23 protein-coding genes and 4 tRNA genes are annotated in these 26,012 nt (G+C 64.8%); 12 read left to right on the top strand and 15 right to left on the bottom strand.

Annotation, left to right across the window (positions count from 1 at the left end):
• The first annotated feature begins 332 nt into the window (after positions 1-332).
• The 3 genes from Aple_RS47255 (at position 333) to Aple_RS47245 (ending at position 6,592) form a co-directional block, all read left to right on the top strand.
• Complete coding sequence (locus Aple_RS47255) at positions 333-4,199, top strand: DNRLRE domain-containing protein (protein ID WP_170322023.1); 3,867 nt, start codon at positions 333-335, stop codon at positions 4,197-4,199.
• A 106-nt stretch (positions 4,200-4,305) separates the two neighbouring features.
• Positions 4,306-4,929 (top strand): DUF6461 domain-containing protein, encoded by a 624-nt coding sequence (locus tag Aple_RS47250; protein ID WP_155351332.1) that lies wholly within the window; start codon positions 4,306-4,308, stop codon positions 4,927-4,929.
• A gap of 535 nt (positions 4,930-5,464) precedes the next feature.
• Positions 5,465-6,592, top strand: coding sequence for an integrase core domain-containing protein (locus Aple_RS47245; RefSeq protein ID WP_218038884.1), 1,128 nt, complete (start codon positions 5,465-5,467; stop codon positions 6,590-6,592).
• An 80-nt stretch (positions 6,593-6,672) separates the two neighbouring features.
• On the opposite strand, the gene Aple_RS47240 is transcribed toward Aple_RS47245, so the two are convergent.
• Together Aple_RS47240 and Aple_RS47235 are read right to left on the bottom strand one after the other, a co-directional pair.
• Positions 6,673-6,747, bottom strand: a tRNA-Lys gene (locus Aple_RS47240).
• Positions 6,748-6,822: 75 nt separating this feature from the next.
• Positions 6,823-7,977 (bottom strand): acyl-CoA dehydrogenase family protein, encoded by a 1,155-nt coding sequence (locus Aple_RS47235; protein WP_174889983.1) that lies wholly within the window; start codon positions 7,975-7,977, stop codon positions 6,823-6,825.
• 86 nt (positions 7,978-8,063) lie between these two features.
• Between Aple_RS47235 and Aple_RS47230 the strand changes: the two genes are divergently transcribed.
• Positions 8,064-8,456: a PspC domain-containing protein gene (locus Aple_RS47230; RefSeq protein WP_155351330.1), complete on the top strand. Its 393-nt coding sequence runs from the start codon at positions 8,064-8,066 to the stop codon at positions 8,454-8,456.
• Here Aple_RS47230 and Aple_RS47225 read toward each other — a convergent pair.
• Complete coding sequence (locus Aple_RS47225) at positions 8,453-9,739, bottom strand: MFS transporter (RefSeq protein WP_155351329.1); 1,287 nt, start codon at positions 9,737-9,739, stop codon at positions 8,453-8,455. The genes Aple_RS47230 and Aple_RS47225 overlap by 4 nt on opposite strands.
• 94 nt (positions 9,740-9,833) lie before the next feature.
• Entirely contained in the window at positions 9,834-10,175 is a 342-nt protein-coding gene (locus Aple_RS47220; RefSeq protein ID WP_155351328.1) for a metallopeptidase family protein, read from the bottom strand.
• Positions 10,176-10,213: 38 nt separating this feature from the next.
• Between Aple_RS47220 and Aple_RS47215 the strand changes: the two genes are divergently transcribed.
• The 4 genes from Aple_RS47215 to Aple_RS47200 all read left to right on the top strand — a co-directional run bounded on the left by Aple_RS47215 (position 10,214) and on the right by Aple_RS47200 (position 12,181).
• Positions 10,214-11,845, top strand: coding sequence for a metallophosphoesterase family protein (locus Aple_RS47215; protein ID WP_155351327.1), 1,632 nt, complete (start codon positions 10,214-10,216; stop codon positions 11,843-11,845).
• Positions 11,846-11,918: transfer RNA gene (locus tag Aple_RS47210), tRNA-Glu, on the top strand. It begins immediately after the preceding gene.
• Between the two features lie 94 nt (positions 11,919-12,012).
• Positions 12,013-12,087, top strand: a tRNA-Asp gene (locus Aple_RS47205).
• A 20-nt stretch (positions 12,088-12,107) separates the two neighbouring features.
• Positions 12,108-12,181: transfer RNA gene (locus tag Aple_RS47200), tRNA-Phe, on the top strand.
• 76 nt (positions 12,182-12,257) lie between these two features.
• Here Aple_RS47200 and Aple_RS47195 read toward each other — a convergent pair.
• The gene (locus Aple_RS47195; protein ID WP_155351326.1) at positions 12,258-12,689 is read right to left on the bottom strand and encodes a hypothetical protein; all 432 of its coding nucleotides are present in this window, start codon (positions 12,687-12,689) and stop codon (positions 12,258-12,260) included.
• Between the two features lie 334 nt (positions 12,690-13,023).
• Here Aple_RS47195 and Aple_RS52615 point away from each other — a divergent pair, with 334 nt between their 5' ends.
• The gene (locus Aple_RS52615) at positions 13,024-13,362 is read left to right on the top strand and encodes a hypothetical protein (RefSeq protein ID WP_170322022.1); all 339 of its coding nucleotides are present in this window, start codon (positions 13,024-13,026) and stop codon (positions 13,360-13,362) included.
• A gap of 148 nt (positions 13,363-13,510) precedes the next feature.
• On the opposite strand, the gene Aple_RS47185 is transcribed toward Aple_RS52615, so the two are convergent.
• The 6 genes from Aple_RS47185 to Aple_RS47160 form a co-directional block, all read right to left on the bottom strand.
• Positions 13,511-13,753: a hypothetical protein gene (locus Aple_RS47185; protein ID WP_155351324.1), complete on the bottom strand. Its 243-nt coding sequence runs from the start codon at positions 13,751-13,753 to the stop codon at positions 13,511-13,513.
• Positions 13,746-13,958: a hypothetical protein gene (locus tag Aple_RS47180; protein WP_155351323.1), complete on the bottom strand. Its 213-nt coding sequence runs from the start codon at positions 13,956-13,958 to the stop codon at positions 13,746-13,748. Before Aple_RS47180 ends, Aple_RS47185 begins: the two co-directional genes overlap by 8 nt.
• Before the next feature lie 710 nt (positions 13,959-14,668).
• The gene (locus Aple_RS47175) at positions 14,669-15,235 is read right to left on the bottom strand and encodes a GrpB family protein (protein WP_218038883.1); all 567 of its coding nucleotides are present in this window, start codon (positions 15,233-15,235) and stop codon (positions 14,669-14,671) included.
• Positions 15,236-15,250: 15 nt separating this feature from the next.
• Complete coding sequence (locus Aple_RS47170; protein WP_155351322.1) at positions 15,251-15,445, bottom strand: hypothetical protein; 195 nt, start codon at positions 15,443-15,445, stop codon at positions 15,251-15,253.
• A 44-nt stretch (positions 15,446-15,489) separates the two neighbouring features.
• A complete protein-coding gene (locus tag Aple_RS47165) occupies positions 15,490-16,119 on the bottom strand; it encodes an adenylate/guanylate cyclase domain-containing protein (RefSeq protein WP_155351321.1) in 630 nt (209 codons plus the stop codon).
• Positions 16,120-16,231: 112 nt separating this feature from the next.
• A complete protein-coding gene (locus Aple_RS47160) occupies positions 16,232-16,999 on the bottom strand; it encodes a Crp/Fnr family transcriptional regulator (protein ID WP_155351320.1) in 768 nt (255 codons plus the stop codon).
• 404 nt (positions 17,000-17,403) lie between these two features.
• Between Aple_RS47160 and Aple_RS47155 the strand changes: the two genes are divergently transcribed.
• Both Aple_RS47155 and Aple_RS47150 read left to right on the top strand, forming a co-directional pair.
• Positions 17,404-18,024, top strand: coding sequence for a pentapeptide repeat-containing protein (locus Aple_RS47155; RefSeq protein ID WP_246265429.1), 621 nt, complete (start codon positions 17,404-17,406; stop codon positions 18,022-18,024).
• A 224-nt stretch (positions 18,025-18,248) separates the two neighbouring features.
• The gene (locus tag Aple_RS47150; RefSeq protein ID WP_174889982.1) at positions 18,249-19,301 is read left to right on the top strand and encodes a quinone-dependent dihydroorotate dehydrogenase; all 1,053 of its coding nucleotides are present in this window, start codon (positions 18,249-18,251) and stop codon (positions 19,299-19,301) included.
• On the opposite strand, the gene Aple_RS47145 is transcribed toward Aple_RS47150, so the two are convergent.
• The 4 genes from Aple_RS47145 to Aple_RS47130 form a co-directional block, all read right to left on the bottom strand.
• Positions 19,298-20,149 carry a carbohydrate ABC transporter permease gene (locus Aple_RS47145; protein ID WP_155351318.1) on the bottom strand — a complete coding sequence of 284 codons (852 nt, stop codon included), beginning with the start codon at positions 20,147-20,149 and terminating at the stop codon, positions 19,298-19,300. The genes Aple_RS47150 and Aple_RS47145 overlap by 4 nt on opposite strands.
• Position 20,150: 1 nt before the next feature.
• A complete protein-coding gene (locus tag Aple_RS47140) occupies positions 20,151-21,197 on the bottom strand; it encodes a carbohydrate ABC transporter permease (protein WP_218038882.1) in 1,047 nt (348 codons plus the stop codon).
• A gap of 73 nt (positions 21,198-21,270) precedes the next feature.
• Positions 21,271-22,527, bottom strand: coding sequence for a sugar ABC transporter substrate-binding protein (locus Aple_RS47135; RefSeq protein WP_155351317.1), 1,257 nt, complete (start codon positions 22,525-22,527; stop codon positions 21,271-21,273).
• 42 nt (positions 22,528-22,569) lie between these two features.
• Positions 22,570-23,586, bottom strand: a complete 1,017-nt coding sequence (locus Aple_RS47130) for a LacI family DNA-binding transcriptional regulator (RefSeq protein WP_155351316.1) — start codon at positions 23,584-23,586, stop codon at positions 22,570-22,572.
• Between the two features lie 270 nt (positions 23,587-23,856).
• Here Aple_RS47130 and Aple_RS47125 point away from each other — a divergent pair, with 270 nt between their 5' ends.
• Complete coding sequence (locus tag Aple_RS47125) at positions 23,857-25,926, top strand: amylo-alpha-1,6-glucosidase (RefSeq protein ID WP_246265428.1); 2,070 nt, start codon at positions 23,857-23,859, stop codon at positions 25,924-25,926.
• Positions 25,927-26,012: the final 86 nt, after the last annotated feature.

Here is a 26,012-nt window from a genome sequence, read left to right as displayed (position 1 = left end):
GTCGCGGCCCTGCTGGCTCGACAGATCCGATACTCACGGAACCCCCCCTGCCGTTTGCCGAAAAGGATCTTTACTTTGATCGCAACACGTGTGATGATCGGCCCGTCTTAGCACACATGTTCGAAAGGCTGGGGATGGACGCATCGCCACGAAAGTCATGCTTATCCACCCGAACGCGCTGTCGCACCGCCCTGGTCGCGGCTCTGACACTGCCCCTGTCGCTGATGGGCGCCCCTGCGATCGCCCAGACCTCCTCACCCCTCACCCACCGGTCGCCAAGCATGGCGGATCCGGCCTCCGACAAGCTCTCCACCACGGTCGGACCTCCTTCCATGGGGAGCCATACCGTTGACAAGGTCCTGAAGGCGGCCAAGGCGAAGGCCAAGAAGTCGGGCAAGCGTGTCGAGGTCCCCTCACGCTTCAGCGAGAACATGAAGGTGTGGGCCAACGTAGACGGCAAGACGCTCCAGGCCGAACTTCACACCTCGCCCATCCATCTTGAGGTCGAGGGCAAGAATGGCAAGAAGACCTGGAAGGCGATCGACACGACGATCGTCGAGCAGGCGGATGGCTCGTACTCAGCCAAGTTCGTCAAGACGCCGCTGAGGTTCGGCGGCAAGAACTCCACGACCGTTGTCACCGCCGACGGAGCCGAGGGCAAGGCGGTCGTCGGCTGGGGAAGGAAACTACCTGCGCCGACAGTCGACGGTGACACGATCACCTACCATGACGCGGCAGCGAAGGGGGCCGACCTCGTCGTCAGAGCCCTGCCTGACGGGTTCACCCAGGAGGTCGTGCTGCGGGAGCGCCCGACAGCCCCGCTGACATTGACGATGCCGGTAACACTACCGAAAGGCATGACTTACGGCACCGCGGCTGACGGCAGCACACCGCAACTGAAGTCCGCCCAGGGTACGGTCAAGAGTGCGCCGCTTACCGTGCAGGCCGTCGACGCGGTTGCAGGCGAGTCATTCGACGCCGGGCGGACCGCAAAGGTTCCGGTCGCCGTCCAGAAGACGGCGTCGGGCACCAGTCTCGTACTCAGGCCGGACCAGACCTTCCTGTCCCGGGCCGAGGTGACCTACCCGGTCACGTTGACCATGGACAGCATCGATGTGGGCGCGGGGCTGGCCGGTGACACCTTCGTCGCCAAGAACACCCCGACCACCAACTACTCCAACGGCTACCTGCGGGTCGGCACCACCTCCACCAGCGCGGACATCGTCCGCGTCTACGCCAAGTTCATCACCGCCGGCACCGATCTCGACTACGCCACCATCAACAACGCCGACTACATGCTCTGGAACTACAAGTCCGGCGGCGCCGGCACGGCCGGCACCAACTGCGGGCACATCGCCAGCGGCATCGTCACCCGCAGAGTGACCTCACCGATGACCATCAACACGATGACCTGGGACACCGGCCAGCCCAGCTACACAACGAACGGCCAGGTCGGTCTGACGTACGGCTACAGCGACACGGCGGGCTGTCCCGGGCCGGGTGAGCTGGTCTACTCGATCGAGGACATCGTGCGGGAGTGGGTGAGCGGTACCCCCAACCACGGCCTGGTGATGATGGCCCCCTCGGAGAGCGCCGTGCTCAACTGGCGGCAGTACCGCTCCCAGGAGACCGGCACACACGACCGGGAGCCCGGCCACGAGCCGGTCCTGTTCGTCGAATACGTGCCCGCCGAGAAGGAGACGGTGCACTATTCATGGGCAGGAGACCAACTGACCTCGCCGCCCACCTACGAGGAGGCGCTGGCGATGCAGGAGACGACCTATCCCTCCGCCCCTCCCGCGACGCCGGTCACCGTAGAAGAACTGCGGACCCAGGCAGAAGAACGTCGTGAGCCAGCTATCGTGCGACTTGACGAAATCGAGGTGCGGCCGGAAGAAGGAGACCCCTCACCGACTCCCACACCGAGCTTTCAGATTCTGAACGCGAACCCTGGCTTCGAGACCGTGGTCGAGCCCTGGACGGCCGGGAACGGGGTCATCGAACGATCCACGGACAGGTTCCACGAAGAAGAAGGTGTCGCATCCGGGAAAGTCACTCCCGACGATGTCAGCCAGCCGACTCTGGTCAGGTCCGAGTCCATCCCGATCATCCCTGGCGATCCGTACCTGGTGAACGGATGGGCGTTCCAGACGGCGCAGGGAACCGCGCAGTACGGAATCGAGTGGTTTGATGCCGGCGGAACACAGCTGGGATCTAGCGTGCAGAGCTACGAACTGGTAGCCAGCGAGTGGACTCTCATGGAAGAGGTGGTCGATGCCCCGGACAACGCGGCCACGGCCAGGATCGTGTTCACCTCACCCGAAGGGCAAGGCCCGGATTCCATCTACCTAGACGAACTCACCCTCCAAGGCGTTTCCCCCATCCCACCACCTTCTCCGTCTCCTTCGCCATCTCCGTCTCCTTCGCCATCTCCGTCTCCTTCGCCCAGTCTGACCACCATCACGATTCCGGTTCAGACGGACCTCTGGCTCTGCAGCCAAGGCTGTGTGTATTCAACCAGTGAGATTCTCTGGGCTGGGAAATACAAACCCGAGCCAGGCGTATCGATCAACGAGCGCACTTATCTGAAATTCAACACCACAGCCCTCGCCGGAAAGTCGATCACAGATGCCAAGCTTCTCCTCCAGCATGTGGAGGGCTCAGGCTGCGGCGTGAGCTCGTCAGGAATCAAGGCTCAGCAGGTCACCAGTTCATGGAGCGCGAACTCGATCACCTGGTCGGGACAGCCGTCCACCACAACAACAGGCGAGGCTACAGCGAAGGACCCGGGAGGGTGCTCCGGCAGCCCACCAGAAGATGTTCAGTGGACGTGGGGGGTCACCGCGATCGCGCAATCCTGGGCAGCGGGCGCGGCCAACCACGGCATCATGCTGAGATCCGTCGACGAAGGCGCGTTCGCCCCGGAATTCGATCGAGGCTTCGCCTCATCCGAGAATGTCGAACCCGATTTCCCCCCGCCTGTTCTACAGGTCACTTATCAGGAGACCCCGCCAGCAGGGCTAGCGGCTGCGCAGCAAAGTCTGACGACCAGTGCAGTGAATCTGCAGGATGAATACCTGCCCCGGTTGACGCCAGGCTACTGCGCGAACTGGCATAAAAATGGGCCAGTGCCACTGACGAAATCGGTCGAGATACGCGAGGAATACAGCTGGTGTTACGCCAAGTGGCACGGCGTCAGCACCTATGCTCAGGGACCGTCAGGCCGGGTCACAGTGGGGTGGATACAGTTCCGCGTGGCCACCTCCATCACCTCACGCCACGGGAAAGCGAACTACGATGATACAGCTTCGGACAATCCGGCGAGAAAGAGTCGTGACATCGACGTGCGATTCGAGTTCACTGACATACTCCGAAGCGGTGTCACTGATCCGGCAAGAATCAGAGTCTTCACCAAGAACGCCGGATCGCCAAGGGCTTCGGCCTGTATGGCGCAGGACAGCGGTGAAGTCACCCGATACATCGGCCAATGGGAGACCAACAACTCAGCTGATTTCCTAATCCATTCTTACAAGGTGGCCCAGGGCTATGATCCTGAGATCGTCACCTGCAAGATCTTGCCATTCATCGAGTTAATCGGCCTAGGGGACGACGACACGCTACCGACCTACCAGAAGGAACCGGTCCTAGAATGTGATAGCGACGGTCTTTTCGCCACGTATTACGGTGGCTGCATGTTTGCGGGGCGCAATCGGGTGCTCGTCTACGAACGCGGTAACACGTCGCGGCATCGCGAAGTCGCCCAGCACATCTACGAGGCATTCACCACACCATCGACCACCACACCGCAGAAACCCCTCGGACCTAAAGTTATCCCCGGGGATTGGACGCGGGCATCTGGCGATCCGCGGGGCTTGCCGCTCCATCGCAGTACGGACGGGGACATCCTCGATGCGAACGAACGTATGAAGGACGCCTACTGCAGTGGATATCACTGGGTGCCTCCTCGGCCGACGACCACATTCCCATCCGAATGCGATGAGTATCCATTCCACACGGTCGAAGAGGGAGCAGGGCAGCGAACGTCCGACGGCAAGCTCACCTTCAACTTCTCCCTCAAACGAGTCATAAGTACAGACAATGAGTCGGCCGGCAGCTCTCTCGGTTCGTTCTTTCAGCGATATCGAGTAGGTGACGGTGACCCGTTCTGGGTGCTGGTCACCTTAAACGGAGAATACTGAGAACTCCTTCTCGGGATTGCTTCCACTAGCCGGATAGGTTAGGTTATCGGCAGGCTGGGCCGTTGTAGCCCCAGCCTGCCGATATACGTGTACAGGAGGTGCGGCAGTGGATCGGATCCGCGACATCCTCGACTATTTCGGGGGATGCGATCAAATGAATCTTACCTTCGTCCACAGCAAAGAGTTGGCCCCCGTGGCAGAATCTCTTGGCGGGGACATATCCACGTCCAGCCCGTGCACCATCGTAGCCGCACTCGCGGAGGCCACGGATGCGTACACCAAGCATGGTGGCACTCCATGGGAAGATCCCGAGGCAACGCTTTTACTCAATCATTTCGGTGATTGGGTCGCGATCTATGAGCCGGCCTCCATGAATGCGTTAGAGGGTATGCGCTTCTACCAGCTCTCTCGGAAATACGGGCAAGCGGTCAATATCAAGTGGAACATCACCGGCGCGGGTCGCGTGAAATACTGGAAGGACGGCCAGGCCGCACTTGAGTTCAAGCTAAACCAGCCCGAACTAAGAGCCGGGTTCATGGCCGACCAGGCCGATTCGTTACTCGCCGACCTGAACTTCGCCTGGAGAGATCCGGCGCTTCCCCGCAATAGTTGGGTGGTGCCCTGGAGAGAATCCGCTTTCCAGCTGATCGAGCGCATCACCGGTCACCGGTTCTCCAAATCCTGGTTCGCTACCGAGCCGCACCATCGGATTCGCGTGCCCAGACACTAGCCGCGAGGTCGAGTCGCTGCGTGGGCCTGGAGGCTACATTGGGTCGGGTGCGGAGTATGCGGGAACCGTCTCCAGCACCCATATCGGCGCGTCGGCGCATTCGACCCGTATGCCCGCCGCTTCCGTCAACGATGTGCGAAGAATCCTCACCTGAACACCGCCAAGTTCCGCTGTTGGCCCATTCTTTGGGTTGATGAAACGAATAGTGCGCACGTGATTGTGGATCTCACGTGCTGTTCTTGGAGGACAACCAGGTAGCGCGGGGCTATTGGCTGATCGAACTCTGCGCCTGCCGATAATTCCATCCGTGCAGGTCAGGCGGCATGTGAGTACTCGTGAAGGACTCCGCCGAGCCGGTCTCGGCGGCGGATGGTCAAGCTCGCGATTCGCTCTGGATCAGTGATCGGATCCGGGACGGGACGCAGCGGGGCGGCCTGGGCCAGTGCTTGATGGGCTCGGTGCCGATTGTAAAACTCTTCGTACTCGCGCAGGGTGTACCGCTCGGAAACTTGGCTTCGCGCTGTGAGCTGGAATTTTGCTGCGGGATCCGCGCCGTGGCTGCGACCATCTCGAGGTGCTGTTGTCGTTGCTCTACCGATTGGTCCGGAGCCTGCTCGGCCTCCTTGCGGTGCTGGTTCGCTCTGATCTGTCCAAGGACGTCGAACTGCTCGTGCTCCGTCACGAGAACCAGGTGCTGCGACGCCAGATTGGAGGCCGACCGCGGTTGGATCACGCCGATCGGCTTTGGCTCGCTGCGTTGTCCCGGCTGGTCCACCGCCAGCAGTGGGCTGGGGTCTTTCGGGTCACCCCGGCGACGATCCTGCGCTGGCACCGTAAGCTCGTCGCGCGTAAGTGGACCTACACCGACCGACGGCGTCCGGGGCGGCCCGGCACTCGTCGGCAGGTCAAGACATTGATTGTGCGGATGGCGCGGGAGAATCCGGCGTGGGGGCATAGGAGAATCCAAGGCGAGCTGGCCCGCTTGGGTTACGTGATCGCAGCGTCTACGGTGTGGGAGATCCTGCATGTCGCGGGTATCAAGCCGGCGCCCCGCCGCGCCGGGCCGACTTGGCGGCAGTTCCTGGCCGCTCAGGCTCAAGCGATCATCGCGTGTGACTTCCTTGTGGTGGAGACGGTATTGCTCAAGCGGCTGTATGTGCTGGTGTTCATCGAGCACGGGACCCGGAGACTGCACCTGGCCGGCGTAACCGCGCACCCGACCGGTGCATGGGCTGTGCAGCAGGCTCGCAATCTCACCATGGACCTGTGTGATCGCATTGGCACGCTGCGGCTGATCATCCATGATCGCGATCCGCTCTTCACCGCCGCGTTCGCGGAGGTGTTCAGGGCTGAAGGTATGCGGATCATTAGGACGATGCCGCGAACGCCGAGGATGAACGCCGTCTGCGAACGCGTGATCGGAACGCTCCGCCGTGAGCTCCTGGACCGGATCCTCATTCTCGGCGAGCGGCACCTGACTCGGGTGCTCCGCGAGTACCTGATCCACTACAACGGCCATCGGCCGCACCAAGCCAGACAACAACGACCCCCTGACACCGAAGCCCAGCACACTCGGGGCCCAGCCGAACTCACCGACCTGCGATCCATCCAGCGAGAAGCAGTCGTCACAGGCATGATCAGCGAATACCATCACGCGGCATAACAGCAGCTCAGACACGTAACTCAATATTCGAGCGGCACACGCCAAATCGGGAGGAATCGCCGGGCAAATGGGGTCAAAGGTGGTGGGGCGCCAGGGATTCGAACCCTGAACCTACGGATTAAAAGTCCGGAGCTCTGCCGTTGAGCTAGCACCCCTTGTCTGTTGCAGGGTACAGCGAGTCGCACCCGCACCGCGACGCGCTTTCCCTGTGATCAGACTACCGGCAACCCTCACCGATAGGCAGGCAGACCCGTCAGTGCCTCACCGAGAACCAACGTGTGGATCTCCTGGGTGCCTTCGTAGGTCAGCACGGACTCCAGGTTGTTCATGTGTCTGATGACCGGATACTCCAAGGTCACCCCATTCGCCCCCAGAATCGATCGCGCCTGCCGAGCGATGTCCAGCGCGGCTCGTACGTTGGCGAGCTTGCCGAAGCTGACCTGCCGCGGCGAGAGTTCTCCCGCGTCCTTCAACCGCCCGAGATGCAGGGCGGTGAGCCCGGCCTGGCCGAGGCTGACGGCCATCCAGGCGAGCTTCTCCTGGGTGAGTTGGAACCCCCCGATGGGCTTGCCGAACTGGACGCGGGTCTTCGCGTAGTCGATGGCAGCTTCCAAGCAGGCTCGCCCAGCGCCCACAACCCCCCACAGGATGCCGAACCGGGCTTCCGAGAGGCAGGACAGCGGGCCCTTCAGGCCGGTGACTCCAGGCAGAACCGCGGACGCGGGCAGGCGTACATCGTCGAAGTAGAGCGACGACGTCACTGAGGCCCTCAGGGACAGCTTGCGGTGGATCTCGGGGGCGCTGAAGCCAGGCGTGGATGTCGGAACCACGAACCCCCGGACTCCTGAATCCGTCTGAGCCCACACGATCGCGACATCCGCGATCGAACCATTAGTGATCCACATCTTCGAGCCGTTGAGCAGCCAGTCGCCCGAAACATCCTGTTTCGCGTGGGTGCGCATCCCCGACGGATCCGACCCATGATCGGGCTCGGTCAACCCGAAACACCCGATCGCTTCCCCGGAAGCCATCCGCGGCAACCACTCCGCTTTCTGCTCCTCCGACCCATATCTCCAGATCGGAAACATCGCCAGCGATCCCTGAACCGATACGAACGACCGCAAGCCGGAATCGCCGGCTTCGAGTTCACGGCACGCCACCCCATACGAAACCGCGTCAAGCCCCGCGCAGCCGTACCCGGACAAATGCATCCCGAGCATCCCCAGCGACCCCAGCACCGGCGCTAGTGAGGAAGCGGGAAATGTCCCCTCCTCGAACCAGTCGCCAACCCCGGGTAGCACGTGTTCCCTGACGAAACCCTGAGCCGTGTCCCGGACCATTCGCTGTTCGGGGGTGAGCTGGTCGTCCAGGTTCAGCAGGTCCATGGGCCTAGGGTATCCGGGGATCATCGGGGTTGTACCAGGGGCAATCCCGATGTGCGTAAGCCCACAAGAAGGGCAGAGTAAAGGGCATGAACGAGATAACGACCAACGGTTCGGTCAAACAGCTCCGTCGTCGTAAGGACGGCAAAGTCATCGCCGGGGTTTGCTCCGGTGTTGGCCACTACGTCGGGATCGACCCCAACATCCTCCGGGTCGGCCTCGCCATCGCGTCGCTCTTCGGCGGTCTGGGTGTCGGCATCTACGCGGTGGCGTGGCTGCTCATCCCGGACCAGGGCAAGGACGCCTCGATCGTGCAGGACCTGATCGAGAACAACAAGGACAGGCCGGTCTGGCAGGACACTCGCTCCAAGGTTCAGGAATCCTGGTCAAAGGCCATGAACCAGCAGAGCAAGCCGGCCGCGCCCCACGACCCCTACGCCCACCACCCCTACAACCACCCCAAGGCGGACGACAAGCTCTAAACTGCCCGGACCTTGGCGATGATCTCTGTACGGGACTCGGTCCAGGTCATGGCCAGCACGGCCGCGACGGACAGACCGGCTGCTCCGGCCAGCGCGACCACCGGCTCGGGGCCGAGTTCCTGGGCGAGCGCGCCTCCGATCAGGATGCCGACGCCCTGCGCGGCCAGCAGGCCGGACTGGACGAGACCGAACGCCTGCCCCCGCCGTTCCGGGGGCACGCACTGGACGAACGCGGCATTCGCCGCAAGCTGGTACGCCCCACCAACCCCCGACAGAATCCATAGCAGGAGCACGATCTCCAGCGGCGGCCGCATCGCGCACAGGATCAGCGGCGCGCAGGTCAGCATCGACATCCACCCCATCGCCCGAAGCCGTCCCGACGGTGTGACAAATCGGCTGAAAAGGAACGCTCCAAGCACGGTTCCGGTTGGCATCGCGGCCATCAGCAGCCCGCTGATCACGGGCACCGGTAAACGTCCGTCATCCAGTTCCGCCGCGTACGGCACCGCGATCCCCTCCGGAAGCACGTAAAAGCCGCACAACCAGGCGAACAGCACCAACGTCCGCAATCGTCGGTCGCCGAAGACCAGGCGGGCGCCGGCCCGGGTCATCGTCCACATCGACGGCAGGTTCCCGTCCGTGACGGCGGGCGCGGCGCGGCGCCGTACCCCCGCGACCAGGATCAGCGCCGAGGCCAGGAAGGTGGCGCAGTCCAGCGCCAGCGCCCGGTACGGCCCCAGCCCGGCGATCACCGCCCCGCCGGCGGCGAAGCCAAGCATCTGGACCGCCTGGTTCGTCATGTTCTGCAGGGCCGAACCCATGACATAACGATCGCCTTCCAAGATCTCCGGCAGCAGCGCGGCCCGCGCGGCCGAGAACGGCGCGCTGAGCAGCACGACCAGGAACACCAGCGCGCAGAGCACCCCGAACGGGGTGCCGGGAATCGCCATGATCGCGACAAGACCGGCACGGAGCAGGTCGCACAGCAGCATGACGCGGCGGCGCGGGAAACGGTCGGCGAGACCGGCCAGCAGCGGGCCACCGATGATCGGCGGCAGATAGGTCAGCGCATAGACGGCCGCGGTGGCCAGCGGTGACTGCGTACGGTTGTACACAAGCACGGCCAATGCCACCTGGGCCAGCTGGTCGCCCAGGAGCGACATGGCCTGCCCAAGCCACAATGACCGGAATTCGCCGATCGCGAGGACTTCGCCGTAGGTTGCCTGGCGTTCGGGCGGACGGCGGTGCCGACCCGGTAGCCGGTCGGGCTTGGTGGCCGCCATTTCTCTCCGCTGAGCTTGCAGGACTGCACCTGACAGACCGTGTTCAGTATGTCACCTACAGTGCCTACCGCGCTCGCGAATTGCAACCCCGCGACTACCATCCGAGCTCATGCAGCCGCTCGTCGTCGATGCCGAAGTGATGGGCGATCTCGTGGACGACGGTGATCTGCACCTCTTCGACCACGTCATCCTCGGTTGCGCAGATCTCCAACGTTGGATTTCGGTAGATCTCAATTCGGTCGGGCAGCACGCCCGAATACCAGTCGCCGCGTTCGGTCAGCGGAATGCCGGTGTACAGGCCGAGAAGGCCCTGTTCAGGCGGATCGTCCACAACCACCACAACGACGTTGTCCATCACCTTTGCGAGCTCTGGCGGGATCGTGTCCAGCGCTTCGGACACGAGCTCTTCGAATCTGTTCCGCGAGACCTCGATCACAGTGTCAAATCTACTTGGCCGCGCTTTTCAGGGTAGACATGAAGGACGTGGAGCTCACCAACATCGCCCGCCGCCTTGCCAAGGGCCGGACGGCACGGATCCTGGCGATAATCATGGTCGCCCTGGCCGGCGCCTGGCTGGGGCTGTCCTTCGGCGCGTCCGCCCAGACCGCCGTCGGCCCCGCGGACATCGGCATGACCCTGCAACCCGCCTGGGGCGGCGAAACCGTGATCGACGTACGCCCCCTTGGCACGCTCCGATTCGCCACCCACAGCGGTCCGGTGCGGCTGGGCATCAGTATCGACGCCGTCCATCCAGATGTGGCCCAGCAGATCCTGCAGAATCCCAGATGGGCCGATCGTCTGCCCCAGACCATCGAGACCGACCTGGTCAAGGGCCTCCGCGAGCTGATCATCCGCGCGGTGGTCTGCGCCGTCCTCGCCGGATTCCTGGCCGGGCTGATCGTCTTCCGCAGGCTCTCCCGGGCCGCCTGGACCAGCGGCGTCGCATTCCTCGCGGTCGGGGCCCTGGGCGCCACCTCGGCCCTCACCCTCAACCCGAGGTCGATCTCCGAACCGAAATACACCGGTTTGCTGACCGGCGTGCCCTCGCTGGTCGGCAACGCCCAATCGATCGTCACGAAATTCTCCGAATACCGCGGACAACTCGCCAAGCTCGTGACGAACGTCTCCCAGCTCTACGAAGCGGGATCAACCCTGCCGATCTACGAGCCCGACCCTGACACCATCCGCGTGTTGCACGTCTCCGACCTGCACATCAACCCCGTGTCCTGGAACGTGATCCACTCCCTCAAGGACCAGTTCAAGATCAACATGATCATCGACACCGGGGACATCAGCGACCATGGCACCGCCGCCGAGAATGGCTTCGTCGAGGAGATCGGCCGCCTGGGCGTGCCCTATGTCTACGTACGCGGCAATCACGACTCCCGCGAAACCGAAGAAGCCGTCGCCAAGCAGAAGAACGCCATCGTCCTCGACGGAACCTCCGCGGAAGTCAAGGGCCTGCGCATCTACGGCGTAGGCGACCCACGCTTCACACCCGACAAATCCGTGGAGGTCGACTCCGATCCAGCCAGCCTCACCAACCTCGGCCGCTCCCATGCGGTACGGCTTGCGCCCCCCGAATGGCCACGAAGCTCCTCAACCTCCGCGCCCGACAACATCCCCGCCGACATCGTCGCCGTCCACGACCCCACCGTTGGCCGCGGTTTCAGCGGCTCCGTCGCGCTTGTCCTCGCCGGCCACACCCACGCCCGCGCCACCGAACTGCTCTCCACCGGAACCCGGATCATCGTCCAGGGATCCACCGGCGCGGCCGGCCTCCGGGGCCTCGAACACGCCGAGCCGACTCCCCATCAGGCGTCAGTTCTGTACTTCAGCAAAGACACCCATCGGCTTCAGGCCTGGGACGACATCACCGTGGGCGGCCTCGGCGAGCAGTGGATCCAGTGCGAGCGTCATATCGAGCCCGACCCAGGTCGTACAATTTTCCCAGAGCCAGGGAACGTCCCGTCGCCATCGGGAACGATCAGTGGCACGCCGTCGCCGATCGCTTTGGCATCGAGGGCTAACGTCCCCTATGCTTCAGAGGTCTCCGACGGAAGACGGCACGGAACAGGGACGATCCCCCCGGGGACAATCTCCTGAGCCCCCATCGTCTAGCGGCCTAGGACACCGCCCTTTCAAGGCGGCGGCACGGGTTCGAATCCCGTTGGGGGCACGGCTCACCGGAAAAAAGGCAGGTCGAAGACCTCCCAGAAACTGGTAAGCTAGGCAAGCCGCACAACACGGAAGCAAAAACTTCCGGACATAGAGGTCCTGTAGAGCAGTTTGGAGTGCTCGCCACCCTGTCAAGGTGGAGGTCGCGGGTTCAAGTCCCGTCAGGACCGCTCCCGACGCAAGTCGTCGAGGTCAGGTAGCTCAGTTGGTACGAGCGACCGCCTGAAAAGCGGTAGGTCGGCGGTTCGACCCCGCCCCTGACCACATTAGTTGACCTGCTAAAACGCCCCGGACGGTTCTCGTTCCGGGGCTTTTTGATCTCCATTGACAGCAACGTCCGCTACTCGTATTCGTAGTCACCGCGGAAGGCTTCCTCGATCTCGGCACGAGTGTTGATGTCCTCCCTGAGCTTTATGTCACATGCATCCAAGAAGTGGGCAACCCGTTCCATAGACTCATGAAAACGTCGTAAGTGGACACGTGGTAGGGAGGCGAGCGTCTCGGAACCGTCGTTCCTGACGGGGTATCTGGAGTGCTCCGAGGTTGGGTCGAAGCTGTCGAGCTGTAGGAGCACCTGCTCCACTTGACTTATGGCCTTCGCGTCTGGTTCGTCAAGGTCGTCGAGGAGAAGTAGCTTCTCGGCCATCCTCCAGAGGGTTTCGATCTTGTGTGTCTTCGGCAGGCTGGAGGGTTGGCGGTGCCATTCCTGCAAGAGCGCCTCGCCGGAACTGACCGGGACAATTGAGCGGTGAGGAGGGCGGAGGATGCTCAACGCGGATCCTCTCACCCACACCCCGGTCCTAAACCGATGGGCAGGCAAGTTTGAAATGTCGTTCGTTCGCGACACGACTTGCTGTGGCTGGCGCAACTCGGAACCGGCGACAAACATCCCGACACGGCTGCTGGCAGTAGCCAACGCGGATGAGTATGGGCTTGCGGCACGCTCTCGGGCACGAAATCCTCCCGCCGGATCTGCCGGGTGGGTGCCGCCGCGCATAGGCTGGAAGCGGAGTGGGCTCGATCACGATTTCCGCGGAGTGAATGTGAAACGAGATCCGACCGCTTTCAAGTGCCCGCCGCGACCTCCCGTCCAGATCGATCAGACGGTGACGATCGATGAGATTCCCGATGGGCCGGTCACGATAACCGCCTGCAAATACCACACGCAGATGGACATCCAGAGCGCCCGCCTCATCGGGTCCAGGGTCATCGAGGGACCCGGGGCCGTTTCTCTGGCTCGCGAGATCAGGAACGGCCCGCCGCCGGACGGCAGGCGAAGATGCCCAGCCCCCGACACCTGGGAGGTCTGGCATATTCGGCAGGAGGGTTTTCCTGGGATACTGCTGCTGGCGGAATTGAGCGGGTGGTGCGCCTTCGTCACCGACGGGAAATCGGAGCGAGTCATTCCCGCCGGTGCGAGGTCCGGTCTCGTGGAAGGCTTCTGACCGCCCAGGTCAGAGGGCCTCCACCTTGCCCAGAGTGGAAAGCCCACGGGTGGTCGGCGAGATTAAGTCGCCCAGAGGACACCGAGGAACCCACCTCGCGTTAGGGGACCGCGAGCATCCCTTCCCGGACGTCGAGGCATATGGACTCCTAATTCTTCTCCCTCAGCGCCTCGTCGGCAGCCGAGCCGAGCAGGGCGGCGGCAGTCGATAGCTCCTGCAGTTGGTCGGGCGTCATCCTCTCCAGCACTTCGTGAAGCCGGTCGAGGTCGCCCCGGTACACCCAGCCCATCGCGGCCTGGGCGTGGAAGATATGGGCTGCGTGTCCGGCTGACTGGCCGAGCCGTTTGGCCGCCTCTCTCAGGGCTTGCAGTGCGGCGTCGAGATCACTCACAGACGTGTCCTGTCCAGCCCGCCCGTGCGGTCCCATCCCTGGCACTGCGGCTTGCCGAGGTGCTCGCCTCCGCCAGATCGACTTGCCGGATTTCGTTGAGCTTGTAGCCCTGGACCTCGCCGCTCTGCCGTCCGTCTGTGAGGGAGCGGCATTCCGGGGAAAAGTGATGCTTGTCGCCCTGATCTGTAATGAACACCCGGGTCATGTAGGACGCCCCTTCGATTAGGTGCTCGTCGGAATCGACAACACAAGGCTGACCGCCGCAGGCGGCTCCCGCAACTGGATGGCCCTGGAACAGGAACTGTTCCAGGGCCTTTCATCTCCATGACAGCAACGGCTGCGGCCGCAAGTGTCGTCGCTTGCACCGTGTGCCGAGTCATGCGGGCGCCTCGCCGATATTCGGATGTATTCGTACTAGTCCTCACCGGACAATTCTTAGGTGGCTGACCTGGATTTCTTCGCTGATCTGATGATCAGGGGCACGGTGCTGGGCCTTGATCACACCAGCAAACTGGTAGACGTCGAGAAGGTGCTCGGGTGCGACCGCGCAGTGGAGGTGCCGTCAGGGGTGGTCTCCGACTTCGGTCTGGTCGAGTTTGGCTGGTGGCGGGACCGACCTGAGGACGAGTGGGGGTCACCTACTTCGGAGCCCAGGCCCACCGGCTGTTATGGCTTGCCGATGAGAATCAGATCGAGGCCGCCCTTGTGGACCGCTACGGTCGGTTCCGGCCCCGCCTGGACTTTGGTGAACTGCACGTTGCCGTGCAGGCAGGACCAGCAGCCCGCTTACCACCCACCGCCGGCGTCGCTTCGAAGGCTCTGACACCTTCCGCACGGCGATCATCCTGGGCAGAACGTGACACGAATGCGTGTGCGCTCGCGCCGGCATAGGGACGGATGCGCACCCAGGCTGTCTTAGGGTCGCCACCCCGTACGGCGGGCCCACTCCTCGGCCATGACGATGACCAGATCCACCACGGGGTTCTTCACCTCGGTGTACGTCGCCGAGTCGGCCACGATGGCGGCGAGGGAACGTTTGAACTCGACATAGGCCGGTACGGCGGCCGGATGGGCGCGGAACCAGTCCCGGAACAGGAGGGCGAAGCGTTCGCCGGGGGAGCCGGCCTGGCGGATATGGAGGTTGACGTCGGGGTGCACGGAGTCGCGTCGCATCCACAGGCGTTTGCGCCACGCGTCGGGGGAGTCGCCGTAGCCGGCCGGAACGTGGTCGTGGAAGTAGGTCGTGTCGGAGAAACCTAGCTCGGGCAGGACGGCGGACAGTGGCTGTTCAGCGGTGTCGAGGTCGCTGACGCTGACCTGCAGGTCGAAGATGGGCTTGGCGTCCATGCCGGGAATCGATGTGCTGCCAATGTGCTCGACGCGAAGGGCGGTCGGCCCTAATGCGGCTTGAAGATCGGCGGCGAGAGCCTTCCCCTCGGATTCCCATTTCGGACTGTGCGTCGCGATAACCACTACCGTCACTCGTAGATTCTACCGTCAGCGGGACTGGCGGGTCATGCGGTGCAGAATCTCCAGCGTGGCCAGGGCGACTCCTACCGGCGCGGCGGCCGGCGGGAAGATGAACACGACCAGCGCCAGCAATGCCGCACCGCTGACGAGGATGGCCCATCGTTTTATCGGCGAACGCTTCTGGAGTTGGCCCGTCTCGGGTCCTGCTAATGGATCGTTCATGACGTATCTCCTGGCGGGCTGGGTTTATTTGGGAGAACATGAGTTCAAGGTTGCGGGCAGGTTCTGATGAGGAGCGGCTCGCCGCCGATCAGGATTTCTACCGGGTCGCTCCAGATATCCTTCTCCCGGATCTCAGGACTGAGGAGATCGAAGGCACGCTGGCTCACCGCGATTCCCATAGACGGTTCCATAGCCTGCGATATCTTGTTGCCAATGTTTCCGCCGACCCAGAAAGTCCGGGCCGGGCCACTCAGGTCGGTCACGATTCCCGAGCACATCGGGCCGTCGTCGATTCCGATCCTGAATCTCAGTTTGATCTGGTTACATGTGGCCGATGCCAAACCTGGTTGAAATTCATCCACGATACTTCGCTGAACCATCATGGCGGTGGCGAAAGCACGATCCACTCTGTTGTCACCGCGAAATGCCACCAAAGCGCCATCCCCATGCATGTCGTATATTTTCCCGCCCTCTGCTTCGGCCAGCAGGGCGACCGGCGAAAAGATGATCTGAAGGAGATCTCGCATCACCTGGACCCCGAGCATCGAGGTGAGGTCGGTGGACTGCCGGAGATCGATGTACGCGCTGGCTGTGGGAATCGGATCAGGCCGGACCGGTTGGGGAAACGCGGACAGGAACTGGGAGACGGAATGTCGTAATGTACGGCCACTCATGATCGCTCCAACTGGAGGGAGTCGTTGAGATGGCGAAGTGCCACCTGACCTCAATGTAAGTCAGGAGTTGTATTTTTACAATATGTGAGTTGTAATCTGGCATATAGCCAGGTCAGGGTGCCTTGGGTGGAGGGTTTCCCAGGCGACGTAGCGCATCCACGTCAGTGATCGTGAGGCGAAGGCGTCCCCTGCCCATGACGCCCTCGGTGCGCAACGTGTGCAGGGCCTTGTGCACGGCGGACTCGCTCACTCCCGAGAGCGGCGCCAGGTCCGTCTGGGCGATGACCGGGTCGAGGTCGATTCCGTGCTCGGTGCTCGCCCCGTGCCGGTCGGCCAGCTCGATGAGGGTCCTGGTGACGAGCGTGAGCGCGTCATATTGGTTCGTGTCCAGGCGGTAGGTCTTCCGGCGCTCGTCGCGGGCCAGCATCACCTGGGTGAGGGCGAAATGGGCGGGCGGATTGTCCATCAGGAACTTGATGAAGTCCTCGCCGGGAATCTCGATCGCGACGAATTCCCCGGTCGCCCGCACGGTCGCCGATCGTGGCGAGCGCCGCATGACCGCCGCCACGCCGATGGTGTCGCCGCGAACCTGAAAGTCCACGACCTGAAGTCGCCCCTGGGCGTCCGGAGATTCCACACGAGCGACCCCGTGCAGAATCACGAAGACTTCCTGTGACTCGTCGCCCATGGTGATGAAGATCTGGCCATCGGAAATGACGCGACGGTGACCGAGCGCCAGCAGCATGGCGCGACTCTCCGGTGCCAACGACCCCAGATAGGTGGTCGACGGCCATTCCTGGAAAGCCTCGTCCGAGGTGGTGTTCACGGCGTCCTCGCTATTCGCCCCCGGCGCGGGTCGCCCAGGGCGCAACTCCGTCATGATAGTCCCTGCTCAACGACCATATGGCAGGAGACGATCACATGACCGGGCCCGCGTCAGGAGAAAGTCGGCCTCAGGAGAACATCGCCATCCGAGAAGACCGCTATCACGAGAACGTCGGCATCGGGGCAGGGTCCGCCGTCACGGGAACGTCGGTTGCCTGAACGGCGTCACCATCGGCGTAGCCGACACCGACGGTAATAGCCGTTATGACACCAGCGTCTCGCCGTACTTCAACGGGGAGACCTACATGTCTACAAGGTCGCCGTGAACCTCTGGTCCGGCAAGATCGTCTAATCAGCCTATGTGCGGTGCCCCCGGTTCTTGCCGGGACCCAGCGGGGCCCGATCTGCCAGCGGCCGGGCTCTGCTGGAATTGTCGGTGGGGGTGCGTAGGGTGGCCTGGTGGTTGAACGAGGGCGCAGGGGCCTCCCGCCGGAGGCGGGCACGACGATTCGTTCGGTGAGCTGGGATGGGGATGACCTGTCCGGCCAGGAGCATCACCGGGTCGAGTTCGTCGATGTGGACATGACCGAGGCCACCAGCAGTCGCGCGGTCTTCTCCGAATGCACCTTCCGCGGCGTGCGCTTCAACGTCTCCACCCACACCGAGTCCGCGTTCCTCAACTGCACGTTCGTGCGCTGCTCATTCTTCGACGCCACCTTCACCGGCTGCAAACTGGTCGGCAGCACCTTCGACGACTGCACGTTCGCGCTGCTCAAGGTAGACGGCGGCGACTGGTCCTTCGCCGCCCTGCCCTACGCCGACCTCACCGGCACAACCTTCGATGGCGTGCGGCTCCGCGAGGCCGACCTGCGAAACACCATCTGCGCGCGTGCCACCTTCCGCGGCGTCGACCTCTCCGGCGCTTCGTTACGCCAGACGGACTTCACCGAATGCGACCTGCGCGGCAGCGACCTCTCCGCGCTGGACCCCCGCACGGCCACCGTCACCGGCGCGAAAATCGACTTCTCCCAGGCCATCACCATCGCCGCCGCCCTGGGCATGGACGTGGGGCCCGGCTAAGAGCGCCTGTCAGCCGGGCGCCGGTTGCCGGCGACTGCCGTGCGCTGATTGCGCGGGTGTGGTCATCGCTCTGGAGACCCGGTCCTTCGACGCGGTCACGGCGCGCCTACACGCGGTTGTCACCCTGGAGATCAGGTCTTTCCAGGTGGTCTCGTCGCGCTGATTGCGCTGTGCCGTCCTGGCGCCATAAGCGGTGGTAGAGCGGAGCGATACCCTGGTCGGTGATGTATAGAATCCTGCTCACGCGAGTTCTGAGCCGTACTGACGCCGAGACGGTTCATCATCTGACGATCCGGTTGCTCCGGATCCTGGCTCTCCTGCCCCTCGTGAAGCAGATCCTCCACGGCTGGCTGGCCCCGCGTGACGAAGCCCTGCGCGTCCAGGCCTTCGGCGTGCACTTCCCCAGCCCGTTCGGACTGGCCGCCGGTTTCGACAAGAACGCGGAATGTGTGGAGCCGCTGGCCGCGCTGGGCTTCGGCCACGTCGAGGTCGGCACGATCACCGCGCACGCGCAGCCGGGCAACGCCCGCCCCCGCCTGTTCCGCCTCATCGGCGACCGGGCGATCATCAATCGGATGGGCTTCAACAACAACGGCGCGACAGCGGCGGCCAAACGCCTCAGAAAGCCCCGCAGCCTCCCGGTCGTCGTCGGTGTCAACATCGGCAAGACCAAGGTCGTGCCCGAGGACGAGGCCGCGCGCGACTACGTGACCAGCGCCAGGACGCTGGCTCCGCTGGCCGACTACCTGGTCGTCAACGTCAGCTCGCCCAACACCCCGGGCCTGCGCGACCTGCAGGCCGTGGAGCTGCTGCGCCCCCTGCTCACCCAGGTTAAAGCTGTCGCGGGCCGTACGCCCCTGCTGGTGAAGATCGCGCCCGACCTGGCCGACGAAGACGTGGACGAAGTCGCCCAGCTCGCGGTGGAACTCGGCCTCGCCGGAATCATCGCCACAAACACCACGATCAGCCGAAAAAACGTCTCATCCACGGAACAAGGCGGACTGTCCGGCAGGCCGTTGAAGGAGCGCTCGCTGGAAGTGCTCCGCAGGCTGCACGCCAAGGTCGGGGACCGGCTCACGCTCGTCTCGGTCGGCGGCGTGGAGAGCGTGGACGACGTCTGGGAACGTCTTCTCGCCGGCGCCACCCTGGTCCAGGGCTACACCGGGCTGATCTACGCGGGACCGCTGTGGCCGTCCCGCATGAATCGCCAGCTCTCCCGCCGCCTGCGCCGACATGGGTACACCTCGATCGCCCAGGTCATTGGGCGGGTCGACTAACCCTTGTCGGAGCCCTCGTTGGCTCCCCGCACGAAGTAGCGCTGGAAGACAACGAAGATTATGGCCACCGGAATGGTGGCCAGCAGAGCCGCGCCCAGTTTGAGCGGATACTGGGTGCCGACCCCCAGCGACCCGGAGACCAGGTCCGCCAGACCCCGGGGCAGCGTGAACAGCGCTGGATCCTGCACGGATACCAGGCTGTGCGGGAACTCGTTCCAGGTCGCCTGGAACGAGATGATCGTCAGCGTGATCAGCGCCGGTCGCGCCATGGGCAGCACAACCGACCAGAACGTTCGGAACACCCCGGCTCCGTCGATCCGGGCGGCTTCTTCGACGCTCACCGGAATGGACTCGAAGAACTGCTTCATGATGAAGACGCCGCCGGCGTCGACGATCACCGGCAGGATCAGCGCGATATAGCTGTTGTAGATCCCGAGCTGATTCAGAACCAGAAATTTCGGGATAAAGAGGACGACGCCGGGGACGGCGAGAATGGCGAGGATCGCGGAGAAGAGCCCGGCGCGGCCGCGGAATCGCAGGCGGGCGAGAGCGTATCCCGCCATCGAATTGAGAAGCAGCCGCGCGAGAGTCACCACGATCGTGATCCAGATCGAGTTGCCCAGCCACAGCGGCAGATCGGTGCCGAGAAAGATCCGTTCGTATCCGCCGGTGGACACCGGGTCCGGGATCGGGGACAGCGGGTTCGCCGCCGCGTCCGACTCGGTCTTGAACGAGTTGCCGATCTGGATCACGAACGGGTAGAGGAAGACCAGCGCGAAGAAGATCAGGACGAAGTAGCCGACAAAGGACGAGGCCAACGTCCGCCCGCTGGTGGTGTCGCGAGCCACGTCACACCTTCCGATCCCGCATGATCCATCGCTGGATCAGCGTCAGCACCACGATGATGGCGAACAGCACGAACGAGATCGCCGTCCCGGAGCCGTACTCGAAGCTCCGGAAGGCCGTCTGGTACGACAGGAACGCCGGAGTCAGGGTGGTCTTGGCGGGATTGCCCTGGCTCATCACGTAGATCTGGTCGAAGATCTGCCACGTGGAGATCAGCCCCAGCGTGAGCACCAGGAACAGCGTGGGTTTGAGCATCGGCAGCGTCACATACCGGAAGACGCCCTTCTTGCCCGCGCCGTCCAGTTTGGCGGCCTCTTCCAAGGTCACCGGGATGTCCTGCAGCGCGGCCAGGAACATCAGCATGAACGTGCCCGAGGTGGTCCAGATGACCAGCATGATGATGGTCGACATGGCCACGCTCGGCCCCGACAGCCAGTCCCACCAGGCCAGGCCGAACGGACCCGTCTCCAGCAGCGCCGCCGGGGGAGCGTCCAGATCCACCAGGCCGACCCCGCTCAACAGCAGGTGCAGGAGGCCCCTGGAGTCGGAGAACCACTGCGGACCGTCGATGCCGACGACGCTCAGCAGGCTGTTGACCGCGCCCGAGTTGGCGAACACGAACAGGAACACCACGCTGATGGCCACCGAGCTGGTGACCGACGGGAAGAAGAACGCGGCCCGGAAGAACGACTTGCCGCGCAGCAGCCTGTTGTTGACGATCAGGGCCAGGCCGAGCGCCAGCACGGTCTGGCAGGGCACCACGATCACCACGTAGTAGAAGTTGTTCCGCAGGCTCGTCATGAAGTCCTGCCGGGTGAGCCCGTCCTCGGTGAACAGCCGGCTGTAGTTCTCGGTCCCGACGAACGGCACGCTCGATTTGAACGGGCTGCCCTGCCCGTTCCAGTCGGTCAGGCTCACCCACATCGCCATCAGGATCGGCAGCAGCATGAACAGGCAGAGAATGATGACGACCGGCGCCACGAACAGCCAGCCCGCGAGATTCTCCCTGGCGGCGGTGGAGAACCCTCGACGCCGCGCGGCAACAGCCACGACGGCCTCCTTTCGGGCCGCCCGGTACGGCACCCGCCCCCCGAGGCGAGTGCCGTACCGGCGCGGAATGGGGTTAGTTGCCGAGGGCTGCCGTGGTGTTCTTCTGCACCCGCTCCAGCAGGGTCTTCGGCTCGATCGAGTCGAGCTGCTGGATGCCGGTGTCGAAGTCGGCCAGCACGCTGTCCATCTTGGGCGCGTTGACCGGGCCGTGCGCGTAGTCGGCGCCGTTCACGAAGGGGGCGTCGTTCGGGAAGGCGGCGGTGTAGGCGTCCTTGGCGGACTGGCGGGAGGGCATGACGCCGAACGCCGTGGCGAACGCCATCTGCTGCTCGACGGTGGTCATCGCCTCGACGAAGCTGATGGCCTGCTCCTTGTACTTGCTCTTGGCGGAGATGCCCCAGCAGTTGGTGAAGGAGAGCGTTCCCTTGCCCTTGGGGCCGGCGGGCATCTCGTGGACCGAGTACTTCACGTCGGGGAAGTCGTTGGTCATCGCGCCCTTGATCCAGTTGCCCTCGACCGTCATCGCGGCCTTGCCCTTGCCGAAGGCCTCACCGGCCCAGCCGGAGTCCAGCTGCTTGGGCGTCTGGGCGTACTTGTCCTTCATCAGGCCCTTGACGTAGGTCAGCGCCGTCAGGTTCTCCGGCGTGTCGGCGGTCGCGGTCTTGCCGTCCGGGCTGATGATCCAGCCGCCCGCGCCGACCATGAACGCGCCCACCCGGTCGCGGGTGTCGCCGAGCGCCAGCGGGGTGATGTCCTTGGCCTTCAGCTTCTCGCTGGTGGCGGTGAGCTGGTCCCAGGTGGTCGGCACGTCGGCGTCGGTCAGCCCGGCCTTGGCCCACAGGTCGGTGTTGATCACCAGGGCCAGGGTGGAGAAGTCCTTGGGCGCGCAGTAGTACTTGCCGTCGTAGGTGAAGGTGTCGCGCAGGCTCTGGTAGAAGTCGGTCGGGTTGGAGATCTTGTCGCCGTACGGCTCGAGCGCCCCCACGCTGGCGTAGTCGGCGAACCGGGACGCGTCCACGTAGAACACGTCAGGCGGGCTGTCACCCGCGAAGGCCTGGCCGAGTTGCTGGCCGAGGTCCTGGGCGGGCGTCACCGTGGCCTTGTTGCCCGTCTTGGTGGCCCACGCGGCGGCGGCGTCGTTGACCGCCTTGGTCTCCGCCTCGCCGGAGGAACCGATCATGATCTGCAGGTCGGCCGGTCCGGCGGAGGCGGGGGCCTGGGTGGGAGCGGCGCCCGGCTCCTCGAAACCGCTGCCGCAGGCGGCTGCCGAGAGCAGGGCGGCGGACGCGGCGGACAGGACGGCCGCCTTTCGAAGGGTGCTGCGCTTCATCGCGATATTCCTTGTCTTTCCGGGGGTTGTGCTGATCTCTGGTCAGGCGGACTGCCGCACCACCAGGAAGGGCGGGAGCAGGAGGTGGCTGGGCGGTGATCCTTCGAGGGCCCGGCTGAGCAGGCTCATGCAGCGGGCCGCGGCTTCGGTCAGGGGCTGGTGCACGCTGGTCAGCCCGATCGCCTTGGCCACCGGGGTGTCGTCGAAGCCGATCACGGCGATGCGCCGGTAGGCCTCGCTGTGCCAGGCGGGGTTGGGGGAGCGGGCCACCTGCAGGGCGCCGAGCGCGAGCGAGTCGCTGGCGCAGACCAGGGCGGTGATGTCGGGGTCGCCGGCCAGCAGGTCGCGGGCCACGGCCTCACCCTCGGCGGCGCCGTCGGGGGTCTCCCGGCTCAGGCCGGTGGGGTCGAGCCCGGCCCCGGCCAGGGCTCGCGCCCAGCCGAGCCGGCGGTCGTCGCCGACGCCGGACCCGGGCGGCCAGCCGATGAAGGCGATCCGGCGGTGCCCGGCGGCGAGCAGGTGCTCGGTGGCCGCCTCGGTGCCGGCCGCGCCGTCCACGTCCACCCACGGGTGCCGCACGTCGGGGAGCTCGCTCCACGGGCGGCCGAACGTGACGAACGGCAGCTGCCGGTCGAGCAGCCAGGTAGTGCGGAGATCCTTGTGGTGGGTGCTGGTCAGCACGAACGCGTCCGGCTCGTGCGCGCCGAGCAGGTCCTCGAAGGCGGCGATCTCCTTGTGGTCGTCGGCGGCGGTGTACAGCAGTAGCCGGTGGCCCGCCTCGGCGGCCGCCTCGGTCAAGCCGTGCAGGAACCGGTCGAAGACCGAGCCGTTGATGCCGTCACTGACCGGGTCGACCCGGATGGCGATCAGCCCGGACCGGCCGGTGCGCATCTGCCGGGCCGCGAGGTTCACCCGGTAACCGAGCTCCTCGACGACTTCCAGCACCCGCTGCCGGGTCTCCGGGCGTACGACCTCGGGGGTGTTCAAAGCGTTGGAAACGGTCTGCCGGGAGACACCCGCGACACGGGCGACGTCGGCGATCGTCACCTTTTCGGCCATGAACACACCTTTCGGGGGGGTTGAACGTTCAAATAGAAGTAAGGCATGATTTGATCGTTCAAAGTTAGAGAATTGTTTCGCAATCTGCACCTCCTGCGACCGTCTGTCAAGGCCCAGCTTGGCCGCGCCTGCGTCTGGACTGAGGAACGCAGGGTCGCGAAGCGGCCCGGAGTGACGAGGGAAGACACAGGCTGAAGGCGGCCAAGCCCGCCGTGCCGAAGGCGCGGCCATGAACACGGCCGCTGGATGGAGATAACGAAAGGACCACGTGTGCTTGCCGAACCGCACAGCGGTCTGGGCGATCATCGCCTGCAACCGCTGCTGCACGACCTGATCAGCACGGTCATGGCGCCCACCAGCGCGCTCAGTGGCGCCGACGGGCAGATCCGCCCGGCGGGGGTGCAGGGGCTCTTCCACGCCGACACCCGAGCGCTGTCCCAGGCCACCCTGCTGGTCGACGGCCGCGAACCGGAGGCCATCGGCTACGCCCCGGCCGGTCCCGGCCGCAGCCGCTTCACGTCGCTGGCCCGCTGGCTCGGCGACCGCATGCCGGATCCGACCGTACGGATCGACCGGATGCGCGAGATCGGCCCGACCGGTATGAGCGAGAGCTTGGAGATCACCTCGACCGCCTCGATGACCGTGACGGCTACCGTGAGCATCGAGCTGGCCTGCGACTTCGCCCCGATCAACCTGGTCAAATCCGGTGCCGACACCGAGACCCAGGACGCGGTCCGCTCCGGGCCCGGGCAGCTGTCGTGGCGATCCGGCCGGATCCGGGTGGTGGCGACCGGGGCCGGGGCCTCGGTCGTGGACGACTCCCGGCTGGTGTGGCAGATCACGCTGGCCCCGCGCAGCCGGGTGATCCTGTTCTGGGACACCATGGTCGAGGATCCGGACGCGGTCGTGGCCGCGCCGCCCGGGGAACTGGAGTGGAGCGTACCCGGGGTGACCGCCGCTGACCGGCGGCTGAGCAGGATGCTCGACCAGGCGCTGGACGACCTCGCCTCGCTCCGGCTGACCGAGGCCGACGCGCCGGAGGACACCTTTCTGGGCGCGGGAGTGCCCTGGTTCCTGACGCTGTTCGGCCGGGACAGCCTCTGGGCGGCGTCGATGATGCTCCCGCTCGGAACCGACCTGGCCGCAGGCACGCTGCGCACGCTGGCCCGCCGGCAGGGAACCCGCCTCGACCCCGAAACCGGAGAAGCCCCCGGGAAGATCATGCACGAGCTGCGCCGGGAGGAGTTCGTCGAGCCCGCGCACAACAAGCGGCTGCCCGCCGCCTACTACGGCACCATCGATGCCACCCCGCTCTGGATCAGCCTGCTGCACGACGCGTGGCGCTGGGGGCTCGCGGAGACCGAGGTCGAGGCGCTGCTGCCCAACCTGGAGGCGGCGCTCGGCTGGCTGCGCGACCACGCCGACCCGGATGGCGATGGCTTCCTCGAATACATCGACTCCAGCGGGCACGGTCTGGCCAACCAGGGCTGGAAGGATTCCGGTGATTCCATCCGGTTCCGGCATGGCGGCACGGCCGAGCCGCCGATCGCGCTGGTGGAGGTGCAGGGATACGCCTACCAAGCAGCCCGGCAGGGGGCGTCGCTGCTTGAGGCGTTCGGTCGTCCGGGGGCCGAGGAGTGGCGCGAGTACGCGGCGGCGCTGGCCGAACGGTTCCGTGCCACGTTCTGGGTGGACGGGCCGCATGGGAGGTTCCCGGCGCTCGCGCTCGATCACGACAAGCGGCCGGTGGACGCGTTGACCAGCAACATCGGGCATCTGCTCGGCACCGGGCTGCTTTCGGAGGAGGAAACCGCGCAGGTGGCCGCGCTGCTCGCCTCGCCCGCGATGGCGGAAGGGTTCGGGTTGCGGACGATGTCGGCGGAGGAGGGTGGGTACAGCACGCTGTCCTACCATTGCGGGTCCATCTGGCCGCACGACACGGCCATCGTGATCGCCGGACTGGCCCGCGAGGGCTTCGGCGACCAGGCCGCGGTACTGGCGGAAGGCCTGCTGGCGGCTGCGGAGTCGTTCGAGTATCGGCTGCCTGAGTTGTATGCGGGGGACAGCCGGGAGAGCGTGATTCAGCCGGTGCCGTATCCGGCGGCATGCCGGCCGCAGGCCTGGTCGGCGGCTGCGGCGGTGACGATCGCGCATGCGGCGGTGGGGATTTATCCTGACGTGCCCGCCGGGCGCGTGACACTGCGGCCCATGTCCGGGGCGCCGCTTGGGGCAGTGTCGGTACGGGGGCTGCGGGTGGGGGATACCCGCATCGATGTCCACGTCGATCATGACGGGAAGGCCTCCGCGACCGGGCTTCCGGTGGGGATGTCGTTGAGCTGATTGACGTGTTTGGACGGCTGGGGTCCGTAGCGGGTGGGCAGGGCGGACACTCCGGCCGACCGTGATAGTGGGCCTCTGGGGAGCCG

It is taken from the genome of Acrocarpospora pleiomorpha (assembly GCF_009687885.1).
GTDB classification, from domain to species: Bacteria; Actinomycetota; Actinomycetes; order Streptosporangiales; family Streptosporangiaceae; genus Acrocarpospora; species Acrocarpospora pleiomorpha.
The sequence above is the reverse complement of the archived record's forward strand: the minus strand, read 5'-3'. Positions and strand labels throughout refer to the sequence as shown.